We start from the raw sequence: 17,297 nt of genomic DNA, 5'->3' as shown, positions 1-17,297 counted from the left end.
CCGGGAGTGCTCCCGGTGGCGGGCCGACGTCGTGGTCGGGCGGGTCCCCTACGAGGCCATCACCAGGTCGACCGAGTCGCCGAAGGTGAGGCGGCAGGTGTCGGCGCGGTAGGTGGCCACGGAGACGGCGGCGGTGCGCCCGTCGGAGAGGTAGCGGGTCGTCACGACGAGGACGGGCGCGCCCGGCAGCCGGTCGAGCTCCTTGGCGTCGTCGGCGCGGGCGGATCCGAGCTCCACGGCGCGGTCCTGGCCGTCGAGAGCGAGGTGCTGGAGCTCGCGGAGCACGGCGCGGGCGCGGGCGGGCCCGGGCGGGGCGTCGATGGCGCTGAGGGCCGGGACGGAGCCGGCGGGCACGTAGAGCAGCTCCGCGGCGACCGCCTGGCCCTGGCTGACGCGGAGGCGGCGGACGACGTGCACCTGCTCGTCGGGTCCGGTCTCCAGGACCCGCGCGACGGCGGCCGGGGCGACGTCGGCCGCCGAGTCCTGGGGCAGCCAGGCGTCGTCGCCGACACCGGGCCAGGCGTGCTGGGTGGTGGAGACGTCGACGCCGACGCGCGGCGGCGCGACCGTGGTGCCGACGCCGCGGCGTCGCTGCAGGCGGCCTTCCAGCTCCAGCTGCTCCAGGGCCTGGCGGAGCGTGGCGCGGGCCACGCCGAAGCGTGCCGCGAGCTCGCGCTCGTTGGGCAGGATCTCGCCGACGGCGAAGTCCGAGTCGAGCGCTTCACCGATGACTGTCTTGAGGTGCTGGTACTTCGGCTCCGGTACCGATGCCAGCTGCGTGGTCCCCACCCTGATCCTCCGCAATTCGCCGTGTCCCGCGGCGTTTTTCCGCGCCCTTGTTTATTAAAGGTTCCTGCACTAACTCTGCGACCATAAGGCGAGCCACCCCCTTGGTCAAGACCAATCCTCCGTCGAACGACCCTGAATGTGACCCTCTGACCTAGATCGTTCACAGGACGTTCGCGCCCCCGTGAGCCCCGCGCAGCAAAACGCCCCGCGTCCCGGGCGGGAGACGGGGCGAGATCGCGCCGCATGGCGTGATCGGGGTCAGGCGTCGGCGGCGTCCACGAGGCCCCGGAGCTTGTCGGGGTTGCGGATGATGTAGACGCACCGGACGAGTCCCTCGCACGTCTCGACCTGGAAGACGGAGTCGGGCTTCCCGTCGGCGAGGACGAGCACGGCCGGGGCGCCGTTGAGCTCCAGGAAGCGCACCTCGTAGAGTGCGTCCCCGCCCTGGGCGACGGCGGCGAGGAAGCGGCCGACCTTGTCGGCGCTCTCGATGATCCGCAGCGGCGCCTTGGACTTGCCGCCGCTGTCGCCGACGAGTCGCACGTCCGGCGCGAGGAGCGCGAGGAGCTCGCCGAGATCGCCGCCGGCGGCGGCGGAGAGGAAGCGCTCGGTGAGGTCGCGGCGCTCGGCCGGGTCGACGTCGTAGCGCGGTCTGCCCTCGTCGACGTGACGCCGGGCGCGTCCGGCGAGCTGCCGCACGGCCGCCTCGGAGCGGTCGAGGGCGGTGGCGATCTCCCCGAACGGGAAGCCGAAGGCCTCGCGCAGCACGAAGACGGCCCGCTCCAGCGGGGAGAGCGATTCGAGCACCACGAGGACGGCGAGCGAGACCGAGTCGGCGAGCAGCGCGCGCTCGGCGGTGTCGGGGGCGGCGGGGCCGAAGTCGGTGACGAGCGGTTCGGGGAGCCAGGGTCCGACGTAGGCCTCGCGGCGCGCCTGCGCCTGGCGGAGCCGGTCGAGGGCGAGCCGGGTGGTGATGCGTACGAGGAAGGCGCGGGGCTCGCGGACGGCTGCGCGGTCCGCGGCGGTCCAGCGCAGCCAGGCCTCCTGGACGACGTCCTCGGCGTCGGCGGTGCGGCCGAGCATCCGGTAGGCGACGCCGAGGAGCATCGGGCGGTGCGCCTCGAAGAGTTCGGTGAGCGTGTCGGTGTCGGTGGGCACCCGTCCATCCCAGCCCACGCCACCGGCCCTGTCCAGTTTCCGGCTCCCGTCTTGAACTCGGGCCTACCGAACGGTAATCCTTACTGACGAGACGTCTAAAAGCTGGCGCCCGCCGGTGTTCACGAAGCGCCGCACGAGGAACCGAGGAGCCCGCATGCCCGCACGGACCGCGTTCACGATCGAGACCCCGGCGGGTCCCCGCACGACGTCCCTGACGTACGAGCGGCGGGGCTCGGGCGAACCCCTGCTGCTGCTCCACGGCATCGGGCACCACTGGCAGGCCTGGGAACCCGTCCTCGACGTCCTCGCCGCCGAACGCGACGTGATCGCCGTCGACCTACCCGGCTTCGGGGCCTCCGAGGGGCTGCCGGACGGCGTCCCGTACGACCTGTCCACGGTCGTCCCCGTGCTCGGCGCCTTCTGCCGGGCGGTCGGCCTCGACCGGCCGCACGTCGCGGGGAACTCGCTGGGCGGGCTGCTCGCCCTGGAGCTGGGCCGGGAGAAGCGGGTGCGCTCGGTCACCGCCCTCTCCCCCGCCGGCTTCTGGTCCGAGGGCGAGCGGCGGTACGCCTTCGGGACGCTGCGGGCCATGCGCGGCGCCGCCCTGTCGCTGCCCGTCCCGGTGATCGAACGCCTCGCGCGCACGGCCGCCGGGCGCACCGCGCTCACCAGCACCATCTACGCGCGGCCCGGCCGCCGGTCACCCGAGGCCGTCGTCGCCGAGACGCTCGCGCTGCGGGAGGCCACCGGCTTCCACCAGACCCTCGCCGCGGGCCGGACCGCCCTCTTCCGCGACGACGTCCCGGCGGTGCCCGTCACCGTCGCCTGGGGCACCCGCGACCGGCTGCTGCTGCGCCGCCAGGGCGTCCGCGCCAAGCACACCCTGCCCGGCGCGCGCCTGGTCCGCCTGCCCGGCTGCGGCCACGTGCCGATGAACGACGATCCGGCCCTGGTCGCGCGCGTGATCCTGGACGGCGGCCGCCGCATCCCGGCGGCGTGAGAAGAGGCCGGTGCCCAGGGCGGCGCCCGCGCCCACCAGGAGACTGCCGGCCGCCTGCGGGAGGCCGAAGGCGGCGCCTCCGACCAGGGCGGCGCTGAGCGCGGCGGCGATCGGGATGGCCCCGGTGTAGAGCGTGGCCCTCTCCATGCCGACGCGCTGGACACCCATGTAGAAGAGGACGAACCCGACGACCGTGGCCAGGGCGGCCTGCCAGACCAGGGCGCCCGCCTCGACGGCCGTCGGCATCCGGACGAGCCCGGCGCCGTCCACCACGAGGCCGACGAGAGCCGCCTCGGCCGCGCCGATCCCGCACACGGCGGCCGTCAGCAGCTTCGGCCCGAGCAGCCGCAGGACCGGGACCGCGAGGACGGTGAAGCCCACCTCGCCCGCGAGCGCCGCCACCGACCAGCCGATCCCGGCCGGGTCCGTACGCCCCCAGCCCTGGACGGTGAAGGCACCGGCCGCGACGAGCAGCGCCCCGTACAGCACGGCGGGGGCGGGCCTGCGGCCTTCCGTCAGCGGGACGAGGACGGCGACGACGACCGGGGCGCAGCCGACCAGGACGCCGGGGACGGCGGGCTCCGCGGTCCGTTCCGCGGCCAGGACGGCGAGGTTGAAGCCGACCATGCCGACGGCCGCGAGGGCCGCGAGCCGCAGCCAGTGGCGGGGGGTCAGGACCCGCAGCGGGGCGAGCCCGCCGCGGCCGAGCAGGGGAAGCAGGAGCAGGCAGGCGGCGCCGTAGCGGAGCGCCTGGCCGCCCGCGTACGGATAGGCGCCGAGCAGGCTGTTGGCGGTGAAGGAGGCGCCGACGAGGGCGTAGGCGAGGGTCACCAGGAGGACCCCGCGCAGGGCGTTCGCGTTCATGCCCCCGACGTTAGGAAGCGGGGCGGCCCGGGTTGAGGTCCACTTCCGTCACGTCATCGGGGACCACTTCGCCGCGCCCGGGGCGGGGCGGGCGCGGAGGGCGCCCGGGGCACGTCGGCCGTGCGGGTGCGGAAGGTGCGGCGGTAGGTGTCCGGGGGCACGCCGACCGTGCGGTGGAAGTGCCGGCGGAGGGTCGTGGCCGTGCCCATGCCGGTCGCCTCGGCGATGGCGTCGACGCTGTCGTCGGTGGCCTCCAGAAGCTCCTGGGCACGGCGGATCCGCTGCGTGAGCAGCCATTGGAGCGGGGTGGTGCCGGTCGCCGCCCGGAAGTGGCGGCCGAGGTGGCGCGAGCTCATCCGGGCCCGGCGGGCCAGGTCCTCCACGGTCAGCGGCTCGCCGAGCCGTTCGACGGCCCAGGGCAGCAGCTCGGTGAGCGGGTGGTCCTCGCGGACGGGCACGGGGGCGGTGACGAACTGGGCCTGGCCGCCGTCGCGGTGCGGCGGCACGACCAGGCGGCGGGCGACCGCGTTGGCGACCGCCGAGCCGTGGTCGAGGCGGACGAGGTGCAGACAGAGGTCCATCGCGGCGGCCTTGCCGGCGGAGGTGAGCACCTGGCCGTCGTCCACGTAGAGGACGTCGGGATCGACCTCGACCCGGGGGTACCGCCGGGCGAGCGCTTCGGTGTGCGCCCAGTGCGTGGTGGCGCGCCGGCCGTCGAGGAGTCCGGCGGCGGCCAGGACGAACGCTCCCGTGCAGAGGGATGCCACGCGCGCGCCCGCGTCGTGGGCCGCGCGGACCGCGTCGACCAGCTCGGCGGACGGTTCCGCGTCGATGTCGGCCCAGCCGGGGACGATCACCGTGTCCGCGTGGCGGAGCCGGTCGAGCCCGTGGTCGGGTTCGAGGCGGAACCGCTCGACGCGCGCGGGGCCGGGACCGCAGAGGGTCACGTCGTACCAGGGGACGTCCACGGCGTCCGGGGCGGAGCCGAACACCTCTTGGGCGAGCGAGAGTTCGAAGTGCAGCATGCCGTCGGTGACGGCCAGTGCGAGCGTACGCATGTCCGTAATTGTACGGGGGATGTCGTTCCGGACTCTGGCGAGCCGCCGCACCGGCCGCCAGGATGAAGGTAGTTCAACATTCGACAACCGGGCGCCTTCGGGTGACCGGGAACGGCGGGAGAAGTCATGGGATCGGGTCAGAAGGTCGTGGTGTTCGGCGCCTACGGTCACACCGGGCGCTTCGTGGTGGCGGAGCTCCTCGACCGGGGCTTCGCGCCGGTGCTCTCCGGGCGCGACGCCGACAGGCTGGACTCGCTCGCCGCGCGCCACGAGGGGCTCGTCGTCCGCCCGGCGTCGGCCGACGACCCCGCCTCGCTCGACCGGGCGCTCGACGGCGCCGCGGCCGTGATCAACTGCGCCGGGCCGTTCGCCGTGACCGGCGCGCCCGTGATCGAGGCCGCCCTGCGCGCCGGGATCCCGTACGTGGACGTGGCGGCCGAGATCGAGGCGAACGCCGACACCTTCGCGCGCTTCGCGGACCGGGCCCGCGCCGCGGGAACGGCGATCGTCCCCGCGATGGCCTTCTACGGCGGCCTCGGGGACCTCCTCGCCACCACGGCCATGGGCGACTGGACCGCGGCCGACGAGGTGCACGTCGCGTACGGGCTGAGCAGCTGGCACCCCACGGCGGGTACCCTCGCGGCGGGCAAGGTCTCCCGGGAACGGCGGGACGGCCGGCACGTCCGCTACGCAGGCGGCCGGCTGGAGTACCACGACGACGCGTTCTCCGTCGTGGAGTGGCCGTTCCCCGCGCCCCTGGGGACCCGGCCCGTCATCGGCGAGTTCACGATGGCCGACGTCGTGACCGTACCCAGCCATCTGAAGGTTCCCGAGGTGCGCACGTACATGGCGGTCGACGCGGCCCGGGACCTGTCGGCGCCGGAAGCGGCGGCACCGACGGCCGTCGACGCGCGCGGGCGGTCCGCGCAGACCTTCCTCGTGGACGTCGTCGTGCGCTCCGGCGGCAGGGAACGCCGGGCCGTCGCCGCGGGGCAGGACATCTACGCGGTCACCGCGCCGCTCGCGGTGGAGGCGGTCCACCGGATCCTCACGGGCCGGACCCGCACGACGGGCGTCGCCTCGGCCGGAGCGATGTTCGACGCGCCGGACTTCCTCCACGCCCTGTCGGGGCACCTGTCCCTGGACGTGCGGCACGAACCCGCGGACGGGCTCGGCATCATGGTCCCCGAACGGGACTGATCGACGCGCCTTCCGCACGGGGACCGCGGGACGCGTCTCCCCCGCACCGAGCCGGCCTGCGAACTCCCGTACCGGCGGAGCGAGAAGGGCCAGACGACATGACGAGCCAGGGACAGGCGGCCTGGGAGCTGCTCCTGCCGGCCGCCGGCGCTCCGGCGCGGCGGCGCGGGCGGGCGTTGCAGGAGGCCTTGCGGGAGGCGGTGCGCGCCGGGCGGCTGGCGGCCGGGACGCGGCTGCCGTCGAGCCGGGCGCTCGCGGCCGACCTCGGCGTCTCGCGGGGACTCGTCACCGAGGCGTACGAGCAGCTGACGGCCGAGGGGTACCTGCGCAGCGACCGGGGTGCGGGGACCTGGGTGAGCGGGGCGGCCCGGGCTGCCGTGCGCGGGGCCCGCGACCTGACCGCCGGGGCGCCCGGGGTGCGGGTGGACTTCCGCCCGGGGACCCCTGACCTGTCGCTGTTCCCGCGCGGCGCGTGGGCGGCCGTGCAGCGGTCCGTGCTCGCCCGGCTCCCCCACCCCGTGCTCGGCTACCCGGATCCGCGCGGGCTGCCCGCGCTGCGCGAGGCACTCGCCGCGCTGCTGGCACGGCGGCGGGGCGTGGTCGCCGATCCCGAGCGGCTCGTGGTCTGTTCGGGTGTCGCCCAGGCGTCGACGCTGCTCGGATTCGTGCTGCACGCGCGCGGGCTGCGCCGGATCGGGATCGAGGATCCCGGCAGCCCCGAGCACGGGCGGCTGTTCGCCTCGACCGGCATGGAGACGGTGTGGCTGCCGGTGGACGAGGAGGGCCTGCGCCCAGGGCCGCTCGCCCGTTCCGGGGTACGGGCGGTCGTCGTGACGCCCTCGCACCAGTTCCCCTCGGGCATCAGCTGGTCGGCGGAGCGCCGCGCCGCGCTCCTGGACTGGGCGCGCACGGTCGACGGCTATGTCCTGGAGGACGACTACGACGGCGACTTCCGCTACGACCGGGCGCCCGTCGGCGCGCTCCAGGGCCTCGACCCGGAGCGGGTCGCGTACGCGGGCTCGGTGAGCAAGTCGCTGGCCCCGGGGATGCGGCTCGGCTGGATGCTGGTACCGGAGGCACTGCTCGACGAGGTCGTCGAACGCAAGCGGACGATGGACCTCGGCAATCCCGTACTCGACCAGGCCGTCCTCGCGGAGTTCGTGGCGCGCGGCGGCTACGACCGGCAGCTGCGCCGCTGCCAACGCGCCTACCGGGAGCGGCGGGACGCGCTGCTCGCCGCGCTCGCGGAGCACCTGCCCGGCACCCGGGTGAGCGGGATCGCGGCCGGGCTCCACGTCATCGCGCGCGTACCGGCGCGGTTCGGGCCGCCGGAGCGGTTCCTGGCGCGGGCGGCGGAGGCCGGGGTGGCCCTGCGGTCCCTGGACGAGTACGGCACGGCCCGGCCGGCCGACGGCGACGTCCGGCTCGTCGTCGGGTACGCGCACCTGACGCCCTCGGCCGTCATGACGGGGATCCGGCTCGTGGCGGAGGCGCTCGGGCGGGAGTGACGCGCGGCCGGACGGGCGATCTGTTCACGCGGGGTTCGCGCGGGCGCCGCACCCGGCCGCTAGGCATGGGGCGGCGCACCCGGCCGTCAGGCCCGGGCGGCGCACCGACGACGACCTGAACGACCCGACCCCGGAGGTCCTTTCATGTCCCTTCCCGTGCCCGGCTCCTCCCCCTCCCCCGCGCGGCGCAGCGTCCTGCGCGGCTCGCTGGCCGCGTCGGCGGCGCTCACCCTCGGCGGCACCGGCCTCGCCGCCCCGGCGTTCGCGCTCTCGGGACGGCCCCGGGCCGGGTGGGGTGTGCAGGCGGGTGACGTCACGGCCTCGTCCGGTCTCGTGTGGGTGCGCGCGGACCGCCCGGCGCGGATGCTCGTCGAGACCTCGGCGACCGAGTCCTTCCGCCGCGCGCGCCGCCACCTCGGGCCGCTGATCGGCGCGGGCACGGACTTCACCGGCACCACCGCCCTGCGCGGCCTGCCCGCCGGCGAGCAGGTCCACTACCGGGTCACACTCGTCGACCCGGACGATCCGCGCCGGACGGGCGAGCCGGTCACCGGCACCTTCCGCACGGCCCCGGACCGGCGCCGGGACGGCGTCCGCTTCCTGTGGTCCGGGGACATCGCGGGGCAGGGCTGGGGCATCAACCCGGATATCGGGGGCTTTCGGGCGTACGAGGAGATGCGCCGGCTCGACCCGGACTTCTTCCTGTGCAGCGGCGACACGATCTACGCCGACGGGGTCATCCAGCCGAGCGTGACCCTGCCGGACGGGCGGATCTGGCGGAACGTCACGACGCCGGAGAAGGCGAAGGTCGCCGAGACCCTCGACGAGTACCGGGGCAACTTCCGCTACAACCTCCTCGACCACAACGTGCGCGCGTTCAACGCGCAGGTGCCGTCGGTGGTGCAGTGGGACGACCACGAGGTGCGGAACAACTGGTACCCCGGGCAGATCCTGGACGATCCCCGCTACACGGAGAAGGACGTGGACGTCCTCGCGGCCCGCGCGTCGCGCGCGTTCGGCGAGTACTTCCCGGTCTCCACGCTCCACGCGCGCGGTGACGGGCACGAGCGGCGGATGCACCGGGTGGTGCGGTACGGGCCGCTGCTCGACGTGTTCGTGCTCGACATGCGTTCGTACCGGAACGCCAACTCGCCCGGCCGGCAGGCCGACGACACCACCGGCATCCTCGGCGCCGAGCAGCTCGCGTGGCTGAAGCGGGAGCTGGCCGCGTCCCGGGCGGTGTGGAAGGTGCTCGCGGCGGACATGCCCATCGGTCTGGTCGTCCCGGACGGGGCCGCGAACTTCGAGGCGATCGCGCAGGGCGACCCGGGTGTCCCGCTGGGCCGGGAACTCCAGATCGCGGAGCTGCTGCGGTTCGTGAAGCACCGGCGGATCACCGGCACCGTGTGGCTGACGGCCGACGTCCACTACACGTCGGCGCAGCACTACGCGCCGGAGCGGGCGGCCTTCCAGGACTTCGCCCCCTTCTGGGAGTTCGTGTCCGGCCCGCTGGCGGCGGGCGGTTTCCCGGCGAACGCGCTGGACGCGACCTTCGGTCCCGAGCGGGTGTTCGTGCGGGCGCCGGAGCGGGCGAACCTGTCGCCGATGGAGAGCCCGCAGTACTTCGGCGAGGTCGACATCGACGGCCACAGCGGCGAGCTGACCGTACGGCTGCGGGCCGAGGGCGGGACGGTGCTGTTCAGCAAGGTGCTCCAGCCGGGGAGGGTCGGGCAGTGACCCCGGGTCAGGTCCGGTGCGCCGACCGGAATCCGGTGATTGTCAGTGGGGCGGCCTAACGTCGTTCCCGTGACGTGATCCGTACGGGCGCGCCCTCCGCCACCGGCCTCACCGGCCGGTGGCGGAGGGAAAACCAGCGCCCGGAGATCGGGATGGGGGACGGTATGGGGATGAGGACCGGGACGGACAGCGGTGCCGGCACCGCACCCGTCGGCGTGGGGCCCGGCTCCCGCGTCGACGTGCTGCTCGCGGCCGTGCTCGCCGGTGAGACCGGCGAGGTGCCGGCGCTCCTCGCGCTGCTCGACGCCGCCGGGCGCAAGGCCGCGCTCACCCGTCTGAAGGCGCTGCGCGCCGAGGTGCGCGACGGGAAGTGGGCCGAACCGCCCCACGTACCGGACCGCATCCGGAGCGCGCTGTGCGTGGCGGGCGCCGGCTGTGTCACGACGCCCGCGGCGGCGGCGAGCTGGCTCGAGGCACGGGACCTCGCGGTCCGGGAGGAGGACGGGCCCCTGGCGCTCGCGGCGCTCGGCGATCCCGCCCCGGAGTGGGCGGCGGAGCTGGCCCGGCGCCTGTCGCGGCGCCGGGCCGTGGCGGCGGAGAGCTACCCGCTGCTCCACGGCCTCGTGGTCCGCTCCGGGTACACGGTCCCCCCGACCGACGGCTACGTCACCGGCTGGACCCGGCACCTCACCGGTGACCGGCTCGTGGAGCGGCTCCGGGAGGATCCGCAGACGCCGGTCCTGGTGGCGCACGTCCTCGCGATGGCCGAGCCCCCGGAGCGGCTGACCGGACCGATCGGCCGCAGGACGGAGGGACGCTGGCCCCCGGCGCTGCGGACGCTCGTCGAGGCAGGGGTCCTGGACCGCGCCCAGGTCATGGACACGTGCGTGTCCCGGCTGCTGCGCGGCGGCCCCCTCCGGAGCCTGCGCCTCACCCTGGAGACGGTGCGGCTGCTCGCCCCGGACGCGGAGGAGCTGCGGTCGCGGGCCCCGGACTGGGTCGGCATCGCGGCCGACGCCCCGTCGCCGGTCGCCGGATACGCCCAGGACGTCCTGGCGGAGCTCGCCTCGGCGGGGGCGCTGCCCGTCGGGGCGCTGGCGGAGATGACGTCCGGAGTGCTGCTCCGCACCGAGAAGAAGCTCGTACGGGCCCAGTTGGCACTGGTCGGCCAGGTGCTGGCGCGGGAGCCCGGCGCGGCCGGGGAGCTGCTGCCCGCCCTGGCGGAGGCCTTCGGGAGCGAGGACACCGGGATACAGGAGCGGGCCCTCGGGCTGGCCGGCCGTCATCTGGCCGCCGTGTCCCCCGAGGTGCGGCGCGAGCTGGGCGAGGCCGCCGCGCTGCTGGGCCCGGTGCACCGGCGGGCCGCCGAGGAGCTGTTCGGCGCGGACCTCGTGCGGGAGGCGGTGCTTCCGTACGAGGAGATCCTGCCGCCGGTGCCGGAGGCGCAGCGACCGGCGCCCCCGGCGGCGACCGTCGAGGAGCTTGTGGCGGAGCTGGTGGGGAAGCGGCTCCCGGAGGATCCCGTCGCGTTCGAGCGGGCGCTCGACGGGCTGGTGCGGCACGCCCACCGGGACCGGGCGGCCGTCGTGGAGGCGGTGCGGGAGGCGTTCCCGCCGCACCGGTGGGAGCAGCAGACCCACTACTTCACCCATGAGGCGCACGGGATCCATGTGGTGCTGGCGGGGCTCCTCGGTGTGCTGAACCCGACGCTCGCCGACTTCCACCGTTCCAAGGGGCACGCCGCGGACCTCTGTCTGCATCAGGTTCTTTCGGGCGTCCTCGACGCCCGGTTGTGGGAGGCCGCCGTTCTGGCCGGCACGGACGCGCTGCCGTTCCTGCTCGCCGCGCCGACCCGGCTCACGGGGGCGATCGATCCGCCGGTCCTGGTGGAGCGGCTGCGGGAGTACCGGGACGCGGGTGTCGAGCCCGCTCCGGCCGATCTCGCCCAGGCCCTGGTCCGGGTGCTGCGGGCAGGCCCGTCGGCGGTGCGGGCCGCCGAGGACGCGGAGGCGCTCGGCACTCCGGCCGGCGTCCGGCTCGCCTCCTGGCTGCGGGAGGAGGCGGCCGTGGGGGCGACCGTGCGGCTTCTCCGGCGGGACGACGACAAGACCCTGCGGCGGTACGAGCTGATGGACCGGCTCGTGGTGGACCTCGGCGACCACCCAGCGGTGCGCGCGGAGTTCCCGCCGGCGTTCCAGTGGCTCGGCGGCGCCCTGGGGGCGACGCCCCGCCGCTGTCACCACGGGATCGAGGACCGTACCCCGTGGGCCGCGGTGCTGCCGGCCGACCGTGAGCTGCTCGCCGCGTGTCTCCTGCCGACGCTCGCGCACGGCGTGGACGGGGACGCGCGCGGTGCGACCGAGCCGCTGACCGCGCTGGTGGAGGCCGACGGCCAGGTGGGGCGGGCGGTGCTGCTGGCGCTGGCCTTCGGTCTCGGTGGTGTGGACGCGGACGACCGGCTGCGTGCGGTGGACGCCGTGCTCGTCCTGGCGGCGCGGCGCGAGCTGAACACCCGGCGACTCGGCGAGGAGCTGGCGTGGCTGGTCGCGGAGGGCTCGGTCAAGCCGAACCGGCTGGCGGACGCGGCTCGGACGGCGGCCGCCACGGGGGCGTACGGGACGGTGTGGGCGATCCTCTCGGCGATGCTCCCGCACCTGCTCGGCGCGACGGACACGACGGACACGACAGAGGCGACGGGGGCGACGGACACGGCGGAGGTGCCGGAGGCGACGGGCGAGGCGATGCCGCCCACGAAGGCGACGGTGCCGGTGAGACCGGTGCGGGGCCTCGGTGAGGTCCTCGCGGTCGCGGCCGACTGCGTGGAGCGCTGCGGCGCCCGGGGCGGGGTCGCCGGGCTCGACGCGCTCGCCTCGGAGCGGTCGTCCACGCAGCTGGTGGTGCAGGCCGGACGGCTGCTGAACGTACTCCGCCAGGGGGTCGATCACCCTCCGACACAAACGGTCTGAATCGGTCGCTAAGCCACCAGATCGGCGCTTAACCCGTCAGTCACAAAGCGTTCGTGATCACGCAACACCACTGGGTCACAGTGAAGCCATGACCGATGTGACGTCTTCGAAGAGCACCCGCCGTCCGCACCACTGGCGGCACGACCTGATCGAGCTCGCCGCCCTGTTCACCGCCGTGGTGGTGGCCGACACGATCGCCAAGACCGTCGTCAAGGGCCACGACGGACCCTACCTGCTGGTCTTCTCGGCGATCGCGCTGGTCGCCACCGTCACGTTCCACACCTGGTGGGCGCGGAGGCACAGCCATGCCGGCCACGCACCACCCGCCGGTGATCCCGGCGGGCACCCCGCCCCGGAACCCGCGGCCGTGACGGCAGCCCCACGGGACGAGTCCGCGCCGCCCGCCGAGACGACGCTGTGGCGGATGCGGACCACCGTCGCCGACACCCCGGGCAGCCTCGCCGCGCTGTGCACGGCCCTGGCCCGTCTCGGCGTCGACATCCTCACCCTCCAGACGCACCCGCTCGGCGACGGCACCGTCGACGAGTTCCTGCTGCGCGCCCCGGCCGACCTGTCCGCGCGGGCCCTCGCCCGCGAGACCGCGGCGGCGGGCGGCCGCGACACCTGGACCGAGCGCGCCGACGCCCACGACCTGGTGGACACCCCCACCCGCGTCCTCGGCCTCGCCACCCGTACGGCGCTCGACGCGGCCGAACTGCCCCTCGCGCTGCGCCGGCTCCTGGGCCGGTGCACGCTCCACTCCGTGCCGGCCGTCTCCCTCACCGGACGCCCCACCGGCGAACAGACCCCGGTCGAAGGCGTCCTGGAGGAGACCGTGATGCGGCTGCGCGACCCGCACGGCGGCACCCTGATCATCGAGCGCCCGTACCTGCCCTTCACGCCGACCGAGTTCGCCCGGGCCCACGCCCTCGTCGAGCTCGACGCCCGGCTCGGCCCGCGCGTCCCGCGCGGCCAGGCCGTGCTGACCCTGCCCGAGGGCAACGAGATCACCGTCCGCCGCGCCGACCAGCGCGACCTGCCGGCGGCGCGCGCCATGCACGACCGCTGCTCGCCCCGCACCCTCGGCCTGCGCTACCACGGCCCGGTCGGCGACGCCGACCGCTACCTCGACCATCTGCTCAGCCCCCGCTTCGGCCGCACCCTGGCCGTCGAGACGGCCTCCGGCCGGCTCGTCGCCCTCGGCCATCTGCTGTGGGACGGCGACGAGACGGAGGTCGCCCTCATGGTCGAGGACGACTGGCAGCGGCGCGGGATCGGCTCCGAGCTCCTCGGCCGTCTCGTGGTGATGGCCGAGGAGACCGGCTGCGACAGCGTGTACGCCGTGACGCAGTCCTCCAACACCGGGATGGTGGCCGCGATGCGGGCGCTGAACCTCCCCCTCGACTACCAGATCGAGGAAGGCACCCTGGTCATCACCGCCCGACTGGACCGGGCACCGCGGCCGGCCGACCGGGCGCGGGAGCAGTCGCCCGGAGGGGCCCGGCGGGCGGAGCGCTGAGCGCCTCCGTCAGGTCGCGCCACAGGTCCTCGACGTCCTCCAGACCGACGGACATCCGGAGCAGCCGGTCGCTGACGCCCGCCGAGCGCCGGTCGCCCTCGGCCACGATCCGGTGGCTGATGGAGGCCGGGTGCTGGATGAGGGTGTCGACGCTGCCGAGACTGACCGCGGGGGTGATCAGGCGCACCCCGGAGATCACGTCGTGCGGGTCCCCGTAGACCTCGAAGGCGATCATCGCGCCGCCGATCCGCGGGTAGTGGACGCGGGCGATGCGGGGGTCGGTGGCGAGCCGCCGGACCAGCTCAGCGGCCGTCGAGGACGCCGCCCTGACCCGTACGGGAAGGGTGGAGAGACCGCGCAGGAGCAGATATCCGGCGAGCGGGTGGAGCACCCCGCCGGTGGCGAAGCGGACCTGCCGCAGCGTACGGGCGAACTCCTCGTCGCAGGCGACGACCCCGCCCATGACGTCGCCGTGACCGCCCAGGTACTTGGTCGCGCTGTGCAGCACGATGCGGGCGCCCTGCTCGACGGGGCGCTGGAGCACGGGCGTCGCGAAGGTGTTGTCGACCAGCAGCGGGACGGAGCCGCAGGAGTGGGCGATCGCCCGGATGTCGGCCTCGGCGAGCGTCGGGTTGGCGGGCGACTCGACCATCACGAGCCCGGTGTCGGGGCGTATCGCGTCGGCGATGCCCGCCGGGTCGGTCCAGGTGACCTCGGTGCCGAGCAGACCGGCGTCGAGGAGGTGGTCGCTGCAGCCGTAGAGCGGGCGGACCGCGACGACGTGGCGCAGGCCCTGGCTCGCCCGGGCGAGGAGCACGGCGGTGAAGGCGGCCATCCCGCTGGCGAAGGCGACGGCGGCCTCGGCGCCCTCCAGGCGGGCGAGGGCCTCCTCGAAGCGGGCCACGGTCGGGTTGTCGAGCCGGGCGTAGACGGGCGGGCCGTCGAGGCGGGCGCCGGTGGTGGCGAACTCGTCGATCCGGGCGGCCTCGGCCCGGGCGTCGTACGAGGGGTAGGTGGTGGACAGGTCGAGCGGCGGGGCGTGCAGACCGAGTCCGGCGAGGTCTTCGCGGCCGGCGTGCACGGCTTCGGTGGCGAGGGCCCTCGGGGTGACCGAGAGGCCGTGATCCATGGCGTCCATGGCGGCACTGTGAACGGATACCGGGAAGTAGCGGGAAATCGCCGTGCTACGTTCGCCGGATGGCCGATTCTGTCGTACTGGACACGGTCGATCTGCACATTCTTCGCCTCTTGCAGAACGACGCCCGGAGCACGTACCGCGAACTCGCCGCCGAGGTCGGCGTCGCACCCTCCACCTGCCTCGACCGGGTGGCGCGGCTGCGCCGCACGGGCGTGATCCTCGGACACCAGCTCCGACTGGATCCGGCCAAACTCGGGCGGGGGCTCGAAGCGCTGCTTCTCGTCCAGGTCCGCCCCCATCGGCGTGAACTGATCGGTCCCTTCGTCGACCGGATCCGGGCCCTGCCCGAGTCCCGGGCGCTCTTCCACCTGACGGGTCCGGACGACTACCTGGTGCACGTGGCCGTGGCGGACCCCGCCGACCTGCAGCGTCTCGTCCTCGACGAGTTCACCTCGCGCCGTGAGGTGGCCCGCGTGGAGACCCGGCTGATCTTCCAGCAGTGGGAGTGCGGCCCTCTTCTTCCGCCTTCCCCCGGCCCTTCCTTGTCAGCCGACTGAGCCCCGACGAGGGTGACGCGGGCCCGCCGGAGGCGCCAGGATGACACCCATGCCAGACACATCCAGCAGCCCGCTGCCCCGCCAGGTCGCCGACGACCACGTCGACGCACTCATCGCCCTCGACCCGATCACCGGTACGTACCTGGGAGTCAAGGAGAGCGCCGGACGGCTGCCGGACTTCTCGCCCGCCGGGCAGCGCGCGGTGGCCGATCTCGCCCGCCGCACGCTCGCCCGGCTGGACGCGGCGGAGCGGGTCCCGGGTGCGGACAGCGACGCCGAGCGGCGCTGCGCGCGGCTGCTGCGGGAGCGGCTGACGGCGGAACTCGCCATGCACGAGGCCGAGGAGAACCTCTGCACGGTGAGCAACATGCGCTCGCCCGCGCACTCCGTCCGCATCGTGTTCACCGTGATGCCGACGGAGACCGAGGAGGACTGGACGGCGGTCGCCGCCCGGCTGCGCGCGGTCCCCGCGGCGTTCGAGGGGTACCGTGCCGCGCTCGCGCTGGGCCTGGAGCGCAAGCTCTTCGCCGGGCCCCGCCCGACCGCCACCTTCGTCGAACAGCTCACCGAGTGGGCGGGCGGGGAGAGCGGGAAGCCGGGCTGGTTCGAGGAGTTCGCCGCCGCCGGCCCCGGCACGCTGCCCCGGGAGCTGCGGGCCGAACTCGCGGCGGCGGCCCGGGGTGCCACCGCGGCCGTCGAGTCGCTGCGGGACTGGATGCGGGACGTGTACGCCCCGGCCGTCGCGGGCGCGCCGAACACCGTGGGCCGCGAGCGCTACCAGCGCTGGACCCGCTTCTTCAACGGCACGGACCTGGACCTCGACCAGGCCTACGCGTACGGCTGGGCCGAGTACCACCGGCTCCTGGCCGAGATGCGGTCCGAGGCCGAGCGGATCCTGCCGGGCGCGGGCCCCTGGGAGGCGCTCGCCCACCTCGACGAGCACGGCACGCACATCGAGGGCGTGGAGGCGGTCCGGGTCTGGCTCCAGGAGCTCATGGACGAGGCCATCGAGGCGCTCGACGGCCATCACTTCGAACTCGCCGACCGCGTACGGCGGGTGGAGTCCCGGATCGCTCCGCCGGGCGGCGCGGCCGCGCCGTACTACACCGGTCCGTCCGAGGACTTCTCGCGCCCCGGCCGCACCTGGCTGCCCGTCGACGGCACCACCCGCTTCCCGGTGTACGACCTGGTGTCGACCTGGTACCACGAGGGCGTGCCCGGCCATCACCTCCAGCTCGCGCAGTGGGTGCACGTCGCCGACCGGCTCTCCCGCTACCAGGCGACCATCGGCAAGGTCAGCGCGAACTCGGAGGGCTGGGCGCTCTACGCCGAGCGCCTGATGGACGAACTCGGCTTCCTGCCCGACGCGGAGCGCCGCCTCGGCTACCTCGACGGCCAGATGATGCGCGCGTGCCGGGTGATCGTGGACATCGGCATGCACCTCGGCCTGGAGATCCCCGCGGAGTCCCCCTTCCACCCGGGCGAGCGGTGGACGCCGGAGCTGGCCCAGGAGTTCTTCCAGCTGCACAGCAGCCGTCCGCCGTCGTTCGTGGAGAGCGAGATGACCCGCTACCTGTCGATGCCGGGCCAGGCGATCGGCTACAAGCTGGGCGAGCGCGCCTGGCTGCTCGGCCGGGCCAACGCGCGGGCCGCGCACGGCGAGGCGTTCGACGCGAAGGCCTGGCACATGGCGGCCCTGTCCCAGGGCCCGCTGGGGCTGGACGACCTGGTGGACGAGATCTCCCGCCTCTGAACCGTTCGGGTGGCGAGAATCCCCGGCCGTTCACTTGATCGGCCGGGGAT

General features: G+C 74.8%; 12 protein-coding genes and 1 pseudogene. 8 read left to right on the top strand and 5 right to left on the bottom strand.

Annotated elements, in window-relative coordinates; all coding sequences use genetic code 11:
- Positions 1-48: 48 nt before the first annotated feature.
- Together ACFV2S_RS25500 and ACFV2S_RS25495 are read right to left on the bottom strand one after the other, a co-directional pair.
- Positions 49-789 (bottom strand): GntR family transcriptional regulator, encoded by a 741-nt coding sequence (locus tag ACFV2S_RS25500; protein WP_385563412.1) that lies wholly within the window; start codon positions 787-789, stop codon positions 49-51.
- Between the two features lie 258 nt (positions 790-1,047).
- Positions 1,048-1,947, bottom strand: a complete 900-nt coding sequence (locus ACFV2S_RS25495; RefSeq protein WP_385563409.1) for an RNA polymerase sigma-70 factor — start codon at positions 1,945-1,947, stop codon at positions 1,048-1,050.
- 154 nt (positions 1,948-2,101) lie between these two features.
- Between ACFV2S_RS25495 and ACFV2S_RS25490 the strand changes: the two genes are divergently transcribed.
- A complete protein-coding gene (locus ACFV2S_RS25490; protein WP_385563406.1) occupies positions 2,102-2,947 on the top strand; it encodes an alpha/beta fold hydrolase in 846 nt (281 codons plus the stop codon).
- Between the two features lie 27 nt (positions 2,948-2,974).
- Here the strand turns inward: ACFV2S_RS25490 and ACFV2S_RS25485 are convergent.
- A pseudogene (locus ACFV2S_RS25485) lies at positions 2,975-3,811 on the bottom strand (EamA family transporter); the annotation flags it as partial.
- A 53-nt stretch (positions 3,812-3,864) separates the two neighbouring features.
- A complete protein-coding gene (locus ACFV2S_RS25480; protein ID WP_385563403.1) occupies positions 3,865-4,869 on the bottom strand; it encodes a helix-turn-helix domain-containing protein in 1,005 nt (334 codons plus the stop codon).
- 126 nt (positions 4,870-4,995) lie between these two features.
- On the opposite strand from ACFV2S_RS25480, the gene ACFV2S_RS25475 reads away from it, so the two are divergent.
- From ACFV2S_RS25475 to ACFV2S_RS25455, 5 genes are all read left to right on the top strand, one after another.
- Positions 4,996-6,069, top strand: a complete 1,074-nt coding sequence (locus tag ACFV2S_RS25475; protein WP_385563400.1) for a saccharopine dehydrogenase family protein — start codon at positions 4,996-4,998, stop codon at positions 6,067-6,069.
- Between the two features lie 98 nt (positions 6,070-6,167).
- On the top strand, positions 6,168-7,577 hold the full coding sequence (locus tag ACFV2S_RS25470; protein ID WP_385563397.1) for a PLP-dependent aminotransferase family protein: 1,410 nt from the start codon (positions 6,168-6,170) through the stop codon (positions 7,575-7,577).
- A 144-nt stretch (positions 7,578-7,721) separates the two neighbouring features.
- Positions 7,722-9,314, top strand: a complete 1,593-nt coding sequence (locus ACFV2S_RS25465; RefSeq protein ID WP_385563394.1) for an alkaline phosphatase D family protein — start codon at positions 7,722-7,724, stop codon at positions 9,312-9,314.
- Between the two features lie 170 nt (positions 9,315-9,484).
- Positions 9,485-12,280, top strand: a complete 2,796-nt coding sequence (locus ACFV2S_RS25460; RefSeq protein ID WP_385563391.1) for a DUF6493 family protein — start codon at positions 9,485-9,487, stop codon at positions 12,278-12,280.
- 88 nt (positions 12,281-12,368) lie between these two features.
- Complete coding sequence (locus ACFV2S_RS25455; protein ID WP_385563388.1) at positions 12,369-13,799, top strand: GNAT family N-acetyltransferase; 1,431 nt, start codon at positions 12,369-12,371, stop codon at positions 13,797-13,799.
- Here ACFV2S_RS25455 and ACFV2S_RS25450 read toward each other — a convergent pair.
- Entirely contained in the window at positions 13,714-14,937 is a 1,224-nt protein-coding gene (locus ACFV2S_RS25450; protein WP_385563385.1) for a trans-sulfuration enzyme family protein, read from the bottom strand. The genes ACFV2S_RS25455 and ACFV2S_RS25450 overlap by 86 nt on opposite strands.
- 59 nt (positions 14,938-14,996) lie before the next feature.
- Between ACFV2S_RS25450 and ACFV2S_RS25445 the strand changes: the two genes are divergently transcribed.
- Positions 14,997-15,494 carry an Lrp/AsnC family transcriptional regulator gene (locus ACFV2S_RS25445; RefSeq protein ID WP_329852287.1) on the top strand — a complete coding sequence of 166 codons (498 nt, stop codon included), beginning with the start codon at positions 14,997-14,999 and terminating at the stop codon, positions 15,492-15,494.
- Positions 15,495-15,543: 49 nt separating this feature from the next.
- Complete coding sequence (locus ACFV2S_RS25440; RefSeq protein ID WP_385563381.1) at positions 15,544-17,247, top strand: DUF885 domain-containing protein; 1,704 nt, start codon at positions 15,544-15,546, stop codon at positions 17,245-17,247.
- Positions 17,248-17,297: the final 50 nt, after the last annotated feature.

It is taken from the genome of Streptomyces sp. NPDC059695 (assembly GCF_042733785.1).
Lineage (GTDB): Bacteria > Actinomycetota > Actinomycetes > Streptomycetales > Streptomycetaceae > Streptomyces.
The sequence above is the reverse complement of the archived record's forward strand: the minus strand, read 5'-3'. Positions and strand labels throughout refer to the sequence as shown.